The organism is Vibrio sp. 03-59-1 (genome assembly GCF_013114135.1).
GTDB lineage: Bacteria > Pseudomonadota > Gammaproteobacteria > Enterobacterales > Vibrionaceae > Vibrio > Vibrio cortegadensis.
The window spans coordinates 150,613-166,260 of the sequence record NZ_VTYA01000007.1 but is presented as its reverse complement, the minus strand read 5'-3'; the positions used below and the strand labels follow the sequence as shown (position 1 = coordinate 166,260).

The following is a 15,648-nucleotide window of genomic DNA, read 5'->3' as shown; positions in this document are numbered from 1 at the left end:
GAGCAAATTCCGAAGGTGGGGCAATTTAAGTTAGCCCCACTTCTCTAACATGGCTTTAAGATCGTCAGCGGTATAAGGCTTGGTCAGGATGTCATCCATCCCACACTGAATACACTCTTCACGCTCTTCCAGTGTAGTGCCTGCGGTCAAGGCTAAGATTGGTAGATTGTAACCCAATTCACGCAGCCTTTTTGTTGCTTCAAAGCCGTCCATTTCTGGCATTCGACAATCCATAAAAATGACATCGAACGACTGGCAAGCGACCGTTTTTAATGCTTCAACTCCATTCATACAGGCGGTTGGTTTAATGCCCATTTTCTTCAACATTTGATTGATGATGACCTGATTGATACGAATATCGTCCACAACCAAAACGTTTAGCTGACTTAACTCTTTCTCACACAATTCTTTAACTGGGTTTCGCGTATCAATTACCTCTTCCTGAGCGACCGTTAAAGGAAGTGATAGTTGAAAGCGAGTGCCCTGCTTTATTTCACTGGTAAAGGAGATGTCTCCTCCCATCAAATCAACCAGCCGTTTACAAATAGCCAACCCAAGGCCCGTTCCTTCATAGTGACGGCTGCTTGATCGATCAGCTTGAGTAAAGGGTTCAAATAACTTCTCTTGTTGCTGAAGAGCAATACCAATGCCTGAGTCTTTTACTTCAATATTAATGCGGTCGTCACTCCATACCGCGAGGAGTTTGACTTCACCTTGATGAGTAAACTTAATAGCGTTACCGACTAAATTCACAAGAACTTGCGTGATCCTTTCTAAGTCACCGATGAAGCATGTTGGCATTCTTCCTTCACTGCCAATATTGAGTACAATTCTTTTCTCGGCTGCTTTGGGTTTAAAAATACCTTGTAATGTCGATTCCAATTGCTGCCAGTGAAACTTCTTAGGAATTAACTCCATCATGCCTGCGTCAATTTTACTGAAATCAAGCAAGTCATTGATAATCGCCCGAAGCAACTCACCAGATTGACTAAGGTTATCAATATAGTCGGTTTGTATTTGATCGAGTTGAGTGTCTCTCAGTAATTCAGCACTACCGAGTAAACCATTGAGTGGCGTTCTCAGTTCATGATTGATCATTGCTACAAAATCACGCGTAGAACGTTCCGATTCTTCTGCGCGTTGTCTAGATTCAATATGACGATTCATGATCATCGAGCGACTAATCGCACTACAGAGCAAATCCCCAGCAAGCACGAGTTGTTTTTCGACGAAATCACGATCGCTGATTTCTGCATTCACCGCAAAACCAATCACGCCAACGATGTTGTGTTCAATGACCAGTGGAATACATAACTGCCTATCGATCCACTGAGGACGAGGAACATCTTGGGCGATGACTTCTTGAGTCACTTCTCGAATCGATTTATCGCCGTACTCCAAAGCGCTTAAGCCGCTCATAGCGTTATTGGTCAAAGACAGGTAGCTTGATTCAATCACCGCGTTGTTAGTTAATCGCTGTAAAAAGTTAGCTAAAACTACGGCATCCAAATCACTAGAGATAAAAACCCGACTAAAACTGATCAACAAGGCATCTATCTGCTCTTCAAACTCTAACTTTTTGATATTGGATTCAGATGTGGCTTCTAATCTTTTTAATGCTATCTCTAATTTTTCATTCAACTCATAAAGTTCTAAGCTTTTATTTTCTAAAAGCTTTTCCGCCTCTTTTCGTGATGCTATTTCACGCTTAAGCTTACGCTCTATTGGAGAATTTTCTGGCATGTTCTCTACTCATCAATACGTAAGTGAAACCGAACAACGCTTTGCGACGGGTCTAACGGTTCCATTTGGCTGATAATCGTCTCAGAAAAATGAGCAGCACAACCTTCGATTAAACCGAGGCAGACATGGGACATACAACGAGCGCTGCGGTAATCCATAACCATCTCAGAACTTGTCTCACTGATAAAATTGAATTGAGGGGGTTGAGCATCCGGATACAGTTTTTTTACTTCAACGTGTATATAGTCTTCAACATGATGGATGAACTGAAAAGTGGTATTGCATTGAAGCAAACTGGCCTCTGGCGGGAGTGTGTTCAACAGATCTGTGAATACCGATTGGCCAAAAACGCGTTGTAACTCCTCAGCCGATACGCCTGTAATTTTACTTAGGTTGATAATAAGCGTCACTAAATCTTTGTGGTTATAACTTCCAACAGAGGTATACACGCCTTCATCGGCAGAGAGTTGCAGTACTTGATCCAATGTATCAAGACCGAACTTATCCTCTACTAATTCAAGAAATTCGGTAAATATGATTCCTTTCATAATTTGAACTACTCTTGTTAATATCAATTAAAAGCATGATTCATAGAACCATTTTTTTCAATCCAATTCAAAAACAAATCTTCAAGTGGTGAACCAATGAATAAAAAGACCTTGATTCAGTACTTTCAGTTTCATCAACTGGTCGACTATGATGCTGACTCAACCAAGCGTGTCGAACACCTTAATACCCGTACACTGAGAAAAGCCGCTGTACTAATAGGCTTTGTTGAACGAGAGAATCAACTGAATATAGTGTTAACGAAGCGCGCTCAGCATTTAAAACATCACCCCGGACAAATCAGCTTTCCAGGCGGAAAACACGAACAATATGACAACTCCCTGCTCGATACTGCCGTTAGAGAAACCAGTGAAGAGATTGGTATTCCAGCAGAGCATATTGAGATTTTAGGTCAATTGCCCGAAATTACGACCGTAAGCCAATTTTCTGTGACTCCAGTACTCGCTTTCATTCACTCAGGTTATACCGCTAACATTGATCCTAACGAAGTCGAGTCACTATTTGAGGTTCCGGCATCTCATTTACTCGATACGTCTAAACTATTTAGCCATTTATTTACAATTCGAAATGAGCCTCACCGAGTTTTCGCCATTCCATATGAGCAGCATTTTATATGGGGAATGACGGCTCAAATCATCCAATCTTTACAGCAACAAATTACACACTAGTTTATTAATTGTTAATTTAACGTGTTGTTCAAAAGCCATGTCTGATTTGCCTTTAAATATAGCAAACGGTTGCGACAAATACGGACGAGCAATTAGCACTCAAGCATTATAAAAACTAATACCAAGCATTACTAAACCTCACCTGTAGCACGGCATTTTCGTGATCCAAAATGCATTTTTGATAAAACATTCAATAAGCTCATTCAATACATGATTTAGATCTATTTTTTGCAGACGAAAATTCTGCAAAATACGCCTCGACTTATTTCCTGTTCCCAAAAAATGAGCAAATTTAACATGAATACAACAACTTCTTCGGCTACGGCCGCTAAAACAAGTACTAAGTGGACTTACAAAGATTTCACTTGGGCTCTATCATTATTCGGTACTGCTGTTGGTGCTGGTGTTCTTTTCCTTCCAATTAAAGCGGGCGCTGGTGGTTTTTGGCCATTAGTTATCCTAGCTCTAATCGCAGCACCAATGACTTGGTTTGCACACAAAGGTTTGGCACGTTTTGTTTTATCAGCTAAAAATCCTAACGCTGATATCACAGATACTGTTGAAGAACATTTTGGTAAAACTGGCGCGAACCTTATTACTTTTGCCTACTTTTTCGCGATTTACCCTATCGTTCTAATTTACGGCGTTGGTATCACTAACACTGTAGATTCTTTCCTAGTTAACCAAGTTGGCATGGAATCTATTCCTCGCTGGTTACTTTCTGGTTGCCTTATCGCTGCAATGACTGCTGGTGTAGTATTTGGTAAAGAATTAATGCTTAAAGCGACTTCTGTTATGGTTTACCCATTAGTAGCGGTTCTATTAGCACTATCTTTCTACCTAATCCCTGATTGGAACACTTCAATGCTGTCTGTTACTCCAGAATGGTCAACTATGCCTTCTGTTGTATGGCTTGCAATTCCAATCATTGTTTTCTCTTTCAACCACAGCCCAATTATCAGCCAGTTCGCTAAAGAACAACGCCAAACTTACGGTGAAGACGCGTCTAAGAAAACAGACATGATCACTGGCGGTGCAGCAATGATGCTTATGGGCTTCGTTATGTTCTTCGTTTTCTCTGTAGTGCTTTCTCTATCTCCAGAGCAACTAGCAACAGCAAAAGAGCAAAACATCAGTGTTCTTTCTTACCTAGCTAACGTTCACGAATCTCCACTAATCTCGGTTCTTGGTCCATTCGTTGCTTTCGCTGCTATTACTTCTAGCTACTTCGGTCACTTCCTTGGTGCTCACGAAGGTCTAGTAGGTCTTGGTAAGTCTCGCTCTAAAGCTCCAGTTAAATCAATCGAGAAAGTATCTCTAATCTTTATCGTTGTTACTACTTGGGCTGTTGCTATCATCAACCCAAGCATTCTAGGTATGATTGAAACAATGGGTGCACCGATGATCGCTGCAATCCTGTTCCTAATGCCTGTATATGCAATGCGCAAAGTGCCAGCAATGGCTAAGCTTAAAACTTCAGCTCCTGTACAACTATTTACAGCAGTTTGTGGTATCGCAGCTATTACTTCTGTAATCTACGGCGCTCTATAATCTGCAACGGCTTATTGCACATAAGTCGTTTCAGGTGAATTAAATAATAATGATAATAAAAAGCCTCCTTCCCCGGAGGCTTCTTTAGAGGTAATCACTATGATTAGTGTTTTTGATATCTATAAAATTGGTGTTGGTCCTTCGAGCTCACATACTGTTGGACCAATGAAAGCGGGTAAAGAATTTATTGATGACCTTCGTTCAATGGGAAAATTGCGCGACATCACTAAAATTACCGTGGACGTTTATGGATCATTATCACTGACAGGGAAAGGTCACCACACAGATGTCGCTATCATCATGGGTCTTGCTGGTAATAGCCCAGAAAAAGTAGATATCGACTCCATTCCAGGATTTATTGCTCGCGTTGAAGAAACTGAACGTTTACCTGTAGGCATGCACTGCCATACGGTTTCGTTCCCTAAAGATAGTGGGATGAACTTCCACACTACCAATCTCGATTTACATGAAAACGGCATGCAGATTCACGCATGGATCGACGACGAAAAAGCATACTCTAAAACTTATTACTCTATTGGCGGCGGTTTCATCGTTGACGAAGAGAACTTTGGTAAAGATCAAAAGTCTGCTATTAAAGTACCTTACGCATACAACACAGCTGAAGAGTTGGTAAACCTATGCCAAGAGCACAGTTTATCTATTAGTACGTTGGTAATGGCTAACGAACATGCCCTTTACGCAGATGAAGAAGTACGTACCTACTTCGCTAACATCTGGAAAACCATGCGTGAATGTATGGAGCGTGGTATGAATACTGAAGGTCTACTTCCAGGGCCTCTACGTGTACCTCGTCGTGCAGCAGCATTACGCCAACAGCTATTAACTTCAGAAAAAACCAATACCGATCCGATGACAGTTATCGATTGGGTAAACATGTATGCGTTTGCGGTAAATGAAGAAAATGCAGCAGGTGGTCGTGTTGTTACGGCTCCTACAAATGGTGCTTGTGGCATTATTCCTGCCGTTCTTGCTTACTACGATAAATTTATCCAAACCGTAACTGAAAAAGATTACATTCGTTACTTCGCGGCTTCTGGCGCTATCGGCGGTCTTTACAAGCAAAACGCTTCTATCTCTGGCGCTGAAGTAGGTTGTCAGGGTGAAGTTGGCGTTGCATGTTCAATGGCTGCGGCAGGTCTTGCTGAGCTAATGGGTGGCAGTGCTGAACAAGTTTGTATGGCAGCAGAGATCGGTATGGAACATAACCTTGGTTTAACCTGTGACCCAGTAGCAGGCCAAGTACAAGTTCCTTGTATCGAACGTAACGGTATTGCAGCAGTAAAAGCGATTAACTCTTCTCGTATGGCTCTACGTCGTGCTTCTGCACCACGTGTTTCCCTTGATAAAGTTATCGAAACGATGCTGGAAACAGGTAAAGACATGAATGCTAAATACCGTGAGACTTCTCAAGGTGGCTTGGCAATCAAAGTTATCTGCTAATACTCAAATACTAATAGCTAATATTCATTAGTTTTTAAAAGTAAAAGTGTTTAAAAACTAAATTATTTAAGAACTAAAGTATTTAAAAACAAAAAAGGCGACTATGTCGCCTTTTTTATTATCTTAAATTTATGAACAACAGCGAGCTAGGCTACAAATCGTTATTCAACTGCCCTACTGTTTGTGTCACATTTTCTGCGCCGTTGTATATTTCATCCATCACCGATGAAACTTCGGTAATCTTCTGTGTTCCTTCATTGGATATTTCAGAAACTTCAGACATAGATTGCATCACTCCCGCAGTAAGCGTCTGGTTGTTTGACACCACCGCTTCAATTTCGTTGGTTGACTGTGCGGTTCTCGCCGCGAGTTGCCTCACTTCATCAGCCACAACCGCAAAACCTCGACCAGTTTCACCAGCACGAGCGGCTTCTATAGCTGCGTTCAATGCTAAAAGATTCGTCTGCTCGGCAATCCCTTTAATGGTACTTACAATTTCACCAATATCGCGAGAGCGAGAATTTAACTCTCTCGTTTGTTCTACTGCTTCCTCAACTTTAGAATCAATTGAAAGTGACACGTTCACACAATCAGCCAATAGTTCAGAACCCTGCTTGGCAATTTGAGCGGTTTCTACTGACGTACTATGCGCCACATCAGAGGCATGAGCCACCGCTTCGTTACGTTCAATCTGTGCTGTAATATCTGTTGCAAACTTAATAACTTTCGTCACAACGCCGTTGGAGTCGAAAATTGGGTTGTAGGTTGCTTCTAACCATATATTTTGACCAGAATAGCCTCTACGTTGGAATTGACCTGCTTTAATTTGCCCTTTTGCTAATTCATCCCAAAAGCTCGGATTTTCAAGGTAAAATTTATCGCTGCAAAATATACGGTGGTGTTTACCAACAACGTCATTAAGTCGATAGCCTACAGCATTTAAGAAGTTCTCATTTGCAGTAATAATCTCCCCACTAGGAGTAAACTCAATTGTCGCCAAAGAGCGATTCAGTGCCTGTAAAACACTTGAACGAGCAATACTTTCTTGATGCTTCTCAGTCACATCACTGGCAATTTTCATCACTTTAACAACTTTATTATCCTGCATAATTGGAAAATATGTCGCTTCAAGCCAAATTTCATGACCAGATTTATGAACTCGTTGGAAACGCCCTGTTTGCATAACACCATTCGCAAGATCTCTCCAAAACTGAGCATATTCTGGAGTACGGGTATATTCCGGAAAACAGACATTAGAGTGATTCTTGCCTTTAACCTCTTCCATTGAATATCCAACAATATCTAAAAACAGTTCATTAGCCGCCAATATGTCTCCACTCGGTGTAAATTCAATGGTCGGTACGGAATGGTGAATAGCATCCAGTTGGCTTTGCATCGCTTTTAATTGCTCAGTTAACTCTAAAACTTTTTTCTTATTTTTATTAAACATATCGGTAACATTCCATAAATCAATACTGATAATACTATTAGTATATACCGTCAGGTTACACAGCACACAATTTCGCAAACAGAATACTAACCCATAATTAAAAAATAAAGGATCAAAAAATAGTGAAAATGAATAAGTATCACTAATTATATCAATAAATTAATGGCATTCAGGGGCTAAATGAAGAGAGGGAAGTGTGAAGTTAAAACTAAAGAGGATAGGTGTTACTAAGTCATTAAGAAGCTGCAACTTTTACTCACAGCTTCTATTCAATCAAGTTAACCGATATAAGTACAACCCGCCGTGCAAGTCTCTTTTATCTCAACCTTGCTTAATAATGGAAGTGCTGGTTTTAACTGCTGCCAAATCCACTTAGACAGAACTTCGCTCGTTGGATTCTCTAATCCTTCGATATCATTTAAGTAGTAATGGTCTAAGCGATCATAAATCGGTTTGAATGCAGCTTTAATTTCTGAGAAGTCGATGATCCAGCCAGTATGAGGATCGACTTCACCTTCAACATATAAGCGAACCATGAAAGAGTGTCCATGTAAGCGTCCACATTTATGACCTTCTGGAACATGTGGTAAGTGATGTGCAGCTTCAAACATAAAGTCTTTGTACAGTTCAGTTTTCATTTCGATTCTCAGGATTTTAAAAGACGCGCAATGCTACTTAAAACAACGCCTATAGACAAGCTTTTGAATTTCCATCGAATGTTGCGAAGCTCTCCATATCGCTATGAACGCAGATCTTAACGGGGCTCTAAATGCGATTCTTTACACAATAATGCGCCAGACAAATGACATCTGCACGTCAAATTAACATCACAAGTTAGCTACATCACATTTACATTAACCGTAGTTTGTGTGTGGTCACATTACTAGCGATACCTCTTTGGTGTTACTTATGTTTAACCTTATATTCACATCGTCTATTCATACCAATAATTAAAGAACCTAATGCTCTCTAATCCAATATTCTCGACCATAACCTCTAAAATACTGGTTACTTTAGTGACCGTCTTCACTTGTGTCCTTGCGGTTTCAACCTCTTATCAGTACTTCCAACAAAGAGAATTGATCAATTCGGTATTAAGTCAGCAGCTACACGATAAGGCGAGTAACTATTTCGATAGCCTTAATATGATGATGCTGACAGGAACAATGGCTCAAAAAGAGACATTACGCCAAAAGGCACTCGCTCAAGATGGTATTGAAGTAGTTCGAGTACTGAGAGCCGAGCATGTCAGCAAGCTTTATGGGCCGGGGCAAAGTAACCAGCAACCTATCGATGATATTGACCGTAGAGCGCTCGAAGGTGAAATGGTTATTGAACCTTTTAACGCCAGCTGGGGAAAAGGTTTAGTCGTTGCCTTACCAATGAAATCAAGTGAAAACTACAGAGGCACCAATTGTGTCGCCTGTCATATGGCCCCAGAAGGTGAAGTGTTAGGGGCGATTAGACTTGAGTACAATCTCAGCAGCGTCAATACGTTAATAAGCAAACGAACCATGATCGCTATCGCTATTATGGCAGGTATCGCTTTTATCGGATTCATAATCACTATGGGATTAATCCGAAAAATAGTCGTGAGTCCTATCCAGAAAACATCCCGTTTCATGACAATCGTGAGTCAGAATAAAGATCTATCTCAACGTATTCCTAGCAAACAAACTGATGAGGTTGGTTCTCTGGCTCAGTCTATCAATTCATTCATGGATACGGTTTCTGAAAGTTTAATGAAGGTCCAAGAGACTTCTCATACCCTTTCCGATTCTGCGACCAAACTGACTGGAGTGGCTCAAGTCACAGATAGAGCGGCAAATAATCAGCAAGATGAAACCGCAGAAGTTCAAAGTAATATCCACACAATGCAAGATCAACAGGTCAATGTTGAGCAAGCGACGATTGATGCATCCACTCTTATTACTCATACCACATCTGTCGCTCAAGCGAGTGCAGATCAAGCTCACTCGGCCAGCGAAGAGATTAAACACCTAGTCGGTGATATTGAAAATGTGAAGAACAAGATTTCGGAATTAAACCAGCGGACGACTCAAGTATCATCCATTCTCGAAGTGATTAATGGCATTGCCGAACAGACCAACCTATTGGCTTTAAATGCTGCCATTGAAGCCGCCCGAGCAGGAGAGCAAGGACGCGGGTTTGCGGTAGTGGCCGATGAAGTAAGACAACTTGCCTCAAGAACCTCTGAAGCGACGGGGAATATTAAAACGATTATTGCTGAGTTCAAAAAAGGGAGCGAAGAGTCTCTACAATCGGTTGATGATGTGTGTGATCATGCACACAAACGCTCTTCTGATATTGAAGAACTGTCACTTGCGATGACTAACGTGGTCGGTGAAATGCAACAAGTTCTCCAGCATGCGACAAATATTCAGCAACAAACTCAAACAACGACTCAACTGAATCATGATGTTCAGTCGAAAGTAGAAATAATTACCAGACACGCTGATGAAACGTCTCAATCAGCAACTCAGACTCGGGATATTAGCGTTAGTTTGGAGCAACTATCGGATAGACTTGAGCTATTGCTCAACCAATTCACGCTTTCTTCAAATAATTCGTCGCTCAAATAACAATAAAGGTTGAAGAGACAGATTTGACAGGTAATATGTTCCATTGAATTAAAAAAGTAATCTACAACCTAATGTTTCGTCTGTTTTTTATACAAATCAATGTATTTAAACAGATAAGTTTAACATTAGGTTGAGTTTTTACCTCAATGGAGAATGTAACTAACATGACTAACGCGCCTGTAGCAGACGTACTTGGTGGAAAACTAGCAGTAGACAGTGAAGTAACTGTTCAGGGCTGGATCCGCTCACGTCGTGATTCCAAAGCTGGAATCTCTTTCCTCGCCATTTATGACGGCTCTTGTTTCGACCCGATTCAGGCCGTGGTCCCAAATAATCTTAATAATTACGAAGACGAAGTATTAAAGCTAACTACTGGCTGCTCTGTTGAAGTAACAGGTAAGATTGTTGAGTCTCCGGCAAAAGGTCAAGATTTTGAACTCGCAGCAACTGAAGTAAAAGTTGTAGGCTGGGTTGAAGATGCTGACACTTACCCAATGGCTAAAACTCGCCATTCTATTGAGTACCTACGTGAAGTTGCACACCTTCGTCCACGTACTAACGTGATCGGTGCTGTTGCACGTGTTCGTAACTGTCTATCTCAAGCAATTCACCGCTTTTACCACGAGCAAGGCTACTTCTGGATGTCTGCTCCACTAATTACATCTTCTGACGCAGAAGGTGCTGGTGAGATGTTCCGCGTTTCTACTCTAGACCACGCGAACCTGCCACTTGATGACAAAGGCAATGTTGATTACGACAAAGATTTCTTTGGTAAAGAGACATTCCTGACAGTATCTGGCCAACTAAATGCTGAAACTTACGCTTGTGCACTAAGCAAAGTTTACACATTCGGGCCTACTTTCCGTGCTGAAAATTCTCACACAAGCCGCCACCTAGCTGAATTCTGGATGGTTGAACCTGAAGTTGCTTTTGCTGATCTTGATGATGTAGCAAAACTTGCAGAAGACATGCTTAAGTATGTATTTGAAGCGGTTCTTGCTGAGCGTCGTGATGATCTTGAGTTCTTTGCTTCTCGCATCGACAAGCAAGCGATCACTCGTCTAGAACAGTTTGTAAGTTCTGATTTCGCACAAGTAGACTACACTGACGCAATCCAAATCCTAAAAGATTCTGGTCGTAAGTTTGAGTTTGATGTTGAGTGGGGCATTGATATGTCTTCTGAACATGAACGTTACCTAGCTGAAGAGCACTTCAAAGCGCCAGTTATCGTTAAGAACTACCCGAAAGATATTAAAGCATTCTACATGCGTCAAAATGACGATGGCAAAACAGTTGCTGCGATGGATGTTCTTGCACCAGGTATTGGTGAGATCATCGGTGGTTCTCAACGTGAAGAGCGTTTAGACGTTCTTGATGCACGTATGATTGAAATGGGTATCGACCCTGAACACATGAGCTGGTACCGCGATTTACGTCGTTACGGCACAGTTCCTCATGCTGGCTTCGGTCTTGGCTTTGAGCGTCTAGTGTCTTACGTAACAGGTATGGGTAACGTACGTGACGTTATTCCGTTCCCACGTACTCCACGTTCTGCGAACTTCTAAGCTTTTAGCTTTTAGCTTTTAGCTTTTAGCTTTTAGCAAAGTATAAGTATGTAACCAACACATCGGTGCATAAAAATTTAAGCCTACTCTCACTTAGGGAGTGGGCTTTTTATTACCTTTTTTTAATATATTTAACGATCATAAATAATATCCCCCCTTCCATTTTTGTCCTGAATTTAGCTTCACCTTTATTCAACTGATTTAATTTAAAATCTATCTTTGCATAAAGTTAGCCAAAGTCACTTTCATACCTGAAACGTTAGACTTCACATTTATTTTAAAATCATCAGTGACGTTTGCACGAAATAGGCAGATACTGAGATCGATCTCACTTTTATTCTTCAACTCTTTGCTACATTACTAATGTAACTCTTTGATCATCGGGAATACCGATCTATCCATAACAATAATTCGAGAAGAACATGAAAAAATTAGACACAGAAAATTTGGAATATAAAGGTGAGACAAACGGTGTTCATAGCTGGTTATCATCGACAGGTCAACCATATTACTGGCACCCAGATTGGTTAAACATTGCTGAAGATGCAACAGGCTCTCACCCTAAACAGCCAATTGAATGCGAGAAAGAAGAGACACCAACTAAGAAGCACGCTATTTCAGCGATTCTAAAACATATGAACACATGGGCGGCAGACAAACTGTCTAAGAACCCTGATGTAGAGGCTCAAGCGATTGAATCTCAGCTAAACCTTAAAAAATAGCCATAAAGCCCCAACAGCACAGATGTTGGGGTTAATTTTATGTGCATTTCCTCAGAGAACACTCCCCCAACAAGCGACACACTGATTACGTCGTCCATAACACCATCAGACACCATTAAAAAATAATGTCCCGAGTACACATGTTAAAATTGTGTATTTATAATTTGTATCATTAATTGAAATCTATAGATAAAATAGACGGTCTTTATTATTTGTCGGTTGACATTTCGCAATAGTAATCACTTTTTTCTCATTGATTACATTACGCAATGAACAATAAATTTTAGCAGTTATGTTCAAAGGGCTTATCATGAAACAATCTGTCTACAATGCGTCTTTAACATTAAAACTATATGTTGTTGCCGCTTTTTTGTTTGGGATCTATGGCGGACGCGTTTGTCCTATGCTGGAAACATTAAGCGCCACAGAAGTAATGATTCATACAAGCACCGTTTTCACGATTACTTTTTTAATTCGTCACTTTCTACTGAACAATCATTCATTAGTAAAAGAGATGAAGTTTGGCCAACTGGATACCACACTATTTTTCTTCGCAAGCCTACCCTTTGCTGCGTTTTATAATCTCAATAATGACTTCCCATTAGACAGCAATTTAAAAGTGCTATTTGGCATGACACTGTTTGGATTCTTCACCGGAACAATACTGCAACTGGTCGCAAAAATAGATCAGCTAGATATAACTGATGAACACCAACCGAACCAGTTCCAATTACAGGGAGAGCGTCAGTCCATCATTCGCCAAATGATTACTTTAGTCGTATTACTGTTAGTCACCCTAACGGCTATGCTCACTATGGTTGCGGTTAAGGATATTTTCTGGCTTGAACACAACCCTGCACGGGTTTTGGATGGTTCAGGTCAGATCAGCGTGATCAAAGAGTTTATCTATATTTCGGCAATACTTGGTGGTTACGCCGTTGCCATCATGATGCTGTGGACCAAGTTGATGAAAAAAGTACTTTTAAGCCAAGAGTGCTCTTTACTGCAAGTCACCCAAGGTAAAATAAACACGCGCTTACCCGTATTTGCTCATGATGAACTAGGCTCAATGGCGTCACTAACTAATACCATGTTAGACACACTTCAACTTAGCCAAAATGAAGTAAAAACAACCAGAGACGTCGCAATCGTCAGCCTTTCCGCACTTGCAGAGTCACGAGATAATGAAACAGGGGCGCACATACTCCGCACACAAGAGTATGTTAAAGCTCTGGCTGAACAACTGAGTCTTTCTCCTCAGCACGCGACACTACTTACGCCGAATTATATCGAGCTACTGTACAAGTCAGCGCCACTGCATGACGTAGGTAAAGTGGGGATCCCAGATAATGTTCTACTCAAACCGGGCAAATTAACATTCGACGAGTTCGAGATAATGAAAGGACACCCACAAATCGGGGCGGATGCACTCTCTATTGCAGAGAAGCAACTTGGTACCAGCTCATTTTTGCGAGTGGCAAAAGAGATTTCGCTCACTCACCACGAAAAATGGGACGGAAGCGGTTATCCAAACCAGTTAGGTGGCGAAGATATCCCACTTTCAGGCCGTCTAATGGCGCTTGCTGATGTTTATGACGCTTTAATCTCCAAGCGAGTCTACAAGCCCGCATTTAGCCACGATAAAGCCAAAGCCATTATTCTAGAGGGCTCTAATACTCATTTTGATCCTGATGTTGTTGAAGCATTTCTAGCGATTGAGGCTCGGTTTATCAGCATTGCTGCTCAGTACACAGATTCAGCGGATACCCCAACCGACGAACAACCAATGCCGGATACTAAACTAGAGAAGCCAAGCCTGATAACAACTTAGCAGCTTCGCTAACCATCACGGGTTAAATGTTACACACAACAACAATTAATCAGCACTCTAGTGAACAAAAACTAGAGTGTTTTTTTATGAAAACACCCTCTCCTGCCATTTTTCACGTCAAAACTGATTTTTTTTACTTTTTCTTTTCTATTGTTATTGTCAGGTAAAATCCTTACAGGTATAAATACTGGAGTGATTAATATTCTCCCTTCAATTACATGGATGACGATTATGTTTGAAAAAGTTGCAGCAGCTCCCGCAGACCCTATTCTTGGGCTTACTGAAGAGTTTAAAAAGGATACTCGCCCTGAAAAAATTAACCTAGGCGTTGGGATTTACAAAAATGAAAGTGGTGAGACGCCTGTTTTAAAAACGGTAAAAAAAGCAGAAGCAGCACTGCTAGAAAAAGAGAAGACTAAGTCATACCTCACCATTGAAGGGACAGCAGAATACGGACTTGCTGTACAAAAACTTCTTTTTGGCGATGATGCATCTATTGTGAGCGAGAAACGCGCAAAAACTGCACAAGCCCCTGGTGGTACTGGTGCTCTACGCGTTGCTGGTGAGTTCATTAAGCGCCAATTGGGTAGCGACGTTAAAATCTGGATTAGTAACCCAACATGGGCGAACCACAATGGTGTATTTAGCGCTGCAGGCATTCAAACTGCGCAGTACTCGTACTATGATGCAGAATCCAAAAACAAAGATTTTTCTGCGATGGTTGCTGACCTTGAGCAAGCATCAAAAGGCGACATTGTATTACTTCACGGTTGCTGTCATAACCCTACAGGTATTGACCCTACCGCTGATGAGTGGGAGGTCCTTGCAAAACTGGTTGCTGAAAAAGAGCTACTTCCACTATTTGATTTCGCATACCAAGGCTTTTCAAAAGGCGTCGAAGAGGATGCTGCAGGTTTACGTACATTCGCAAAATACAATGACGAAATCCTGGTAGCAAGCTCATTTTCAAAGAACTTCGGTTTATACAATGAACGCGTTGGTGCATTTACTTTAGTCGCAAAATCATCGGATGTTGCTACGACTGCATTCTCTCAAGTAAAAAGCATCATCCGCTCGATTTACTCAAACCCACCCGCTCACGGTAGCGCTGTCGTGACTCATATTCTTGGTGACCAAGATCTTCGCGCAGAATGGGAATCAGAAGTAACAGAGATGCGTGATCGTATTCAAGAGATGCGAGAGCTCTTTGTTTCGACACTTAAAGCTGAAGGTGTCGATGCCGATTTCAGTTTTATTGAACGTCAAAACGGCATGTTCTCTTTTTCAGGGCTGACAAAAGCACAAGTAACGCGTTTAAAAGATGAGTTCGCTATTTACATTGTTGGCTCTGGCCGTATCAGTGTTGCAGGCATGACAAAATCAAACATGGGTCCACTATGTAAAGGTATTGCTGCCGTACTTTAATTGTTTTGATTAACATCTTTAAAAGACCAGGTCTCGATCTGGTCTTTTTTATTGCGATTAAG

12 protein-coding genes are annotated in these 15,648 nt (G+C 41.2%); 8 read left to right on the top strand and 4 right to left on the bottom strand.

Translation table 11 applies throughout. The features are described from left to right. Positions 1-30: 30 nt before the first annotated feature. Positions 31-1,743 carry an ATP-binding protein gene (locus F0249_RS09265; RefSeq protein ID WP_171756475.1) on the bottom strand — a complete coding sequence of 571 codons (1,713 nt, stop codon included), beginning with the start codon at positions 1,741-1,743 and terminating at the stop codon, positions 31-33. Positions 1,744-1,748: 5 nt separating this feature from the next. Beyond that, positions 1,749-2,291: a heme NO-binding domain-containing protein gene (locus F0249_RS09260; RefSeq protein ID WP_113797253.1), complete on the bottom strand. Its 543-nt coding sequence runs from the start codon at positions 2,289-2,291 to the stop codon at positions 1,749-1,751. Between the two features lie 96 nt (positions 2,292-2,387). Here F0249_RS09260 and F0249_RS09255 point away from each other — a divergent pair, with 96 nt between their 5' ends. The 3 genes from F0249_RS09255 to F0249_RS09245 all read left to right on the top strand — a co-directional run bounded on the left by F0249_RS09255 (position 2,388) and on the right by F0249_RS09245 (position 5,990). Then, positions 2,388-2,978: a CoA pyrophosphatase gene (locus F0249_RS09255; RefSeq protein WP_171756474.1), complete on the top strand. Its 591-nt coding sequence runs from the start codon at positions 2,388-2,390 to the stop codon at positions 2,976-2,978. Positions 2,979-3,275: 297 nt separating this feature from the next. Further along, a complete protein-coding gene (locus F0249_RS09250; protein ID WP_113797257.1) occupies positions 3,276-4,529 on the top strand; it encodes an aromatic amino acid transport family protein in 1,254 nt (417 codons plus the stop codon). Between the two features lie 99 nt (positions 4,530-4,628). Continuing rightward, positions 4,629-5,990 (top strand): L-serine ammonia-lyase, encoded by a 1,362-nt coding sequence (locus tag F0249_RS09245; RefSeq protein ID WP_017053936.1) that lies wholly within the window; start codon positions 4,629-4,631, stop codon positions 5,988-5,990. A 151-nt stretch (positions 5,991-6,141) separates the two neighbouring features. Here F0249_RS09245 and F0249_RS09240 read toward each other — a convergent pair whose 3' ends face one another. Together F0249_RS09240 and queD are read right to left on the bottom strand one after the other, a co-directional pair. Further along, the gene (locus F0249_RS09240; protein ID WP_171756473.1) at positions 6,142-7,440 is read right to left on the bottom strand and encodes a PAS domain-containing methyl-accepting chemotaxis protein; all 1,299 of its coding nucleotides are present in this window, start codon (positions 7,438-7,440) and stop codon (positions 6,142-6,144) included. 278 nt (positions 7,441-7,718) lie between these two features. Then, the gene (queD, locus tag F0249_RS09235) at positions 7,719-8,078 is read right to left on the bottom strand and encodes a 6-carboxytetrahydropterin synthase QueD (protein WP_170961582.1); all 360 of its coding nucleotides are present in this window, start codon (positions 8,076-8,078) and stop codon (positions 7,719-7,721) included. 339 nt (positions 8,079-8,417) lie between these two features. On the opposite strand from queD, the gene F0249_RS09230 reads away from it, so the two are divergent. The 5 genes from F0249_RS09230 to F0249_RS09210 all read left to right on the top strand — a co-directional run bounded on the left by F0249_RS09230 (position 8,418) and on the right by F0249_RS09210 (position 15,586). Beyond that, positions 8,418-10,043, top strand: a complete 1,626-nt coding sequence (locus F0249_RS09230) for a methyl-accepting chemotaxis protein (RefSeq protein ID WP_171756535.1) — start codon at positions 8,418-8,420, stop codon at positions 10,041-10,043. Between the two features lie 164 nt (positions 10,044-10,207). Continuing rightward, positions 10,208-11,608, top strand: a complete 1,401-nt coding sequence (gene asnS, locus F0249_RS09225; protein ID WP_171756472.1) for an asparagine--tRNA ligase — start codon at positions 10,208-10,210, stop codon at positions 11,606-11,608. Between the two features lie 422 nt (positions 11,609-12,030). Continuing rightward, the gene (locus F0249_RS09220; RefSeq protein WP_017053940.1) at positions 12,031-12,330 is read left to right on the top strand and encodes a hypothetical protein; all 300 of its coding nucleotides are present in this window, start codon (positions 12,031-12,033) and stop codon (positions 12,328-12,330) included. Positions 12,331-12,640: 310 nt separating this feature from the next. Next, positions 12,641-14,161, top strand: coding sequence for an HD domain-containing phosphohydrolase (locus tag F0249_RS09215; RefSeq protein WP_171756471.1), 1,521 nt, complete (start codon positions 12,641-12,643; stop codon positions 14,159-14,161). Between the two features lie 231 nt (positions 14,162-14,392). Next, complete coding sequence (locus F0249_RS09210; protein WP_113797266.1) at positions 14,393-15,586, top strand: amino acid aminotransferase; 1,194 nt, start codon at positions 14,393-14,395, stop codon at positions 15,584-15,586. Positions 15,587-15,648: the final 62 nt, after the last annotated feature.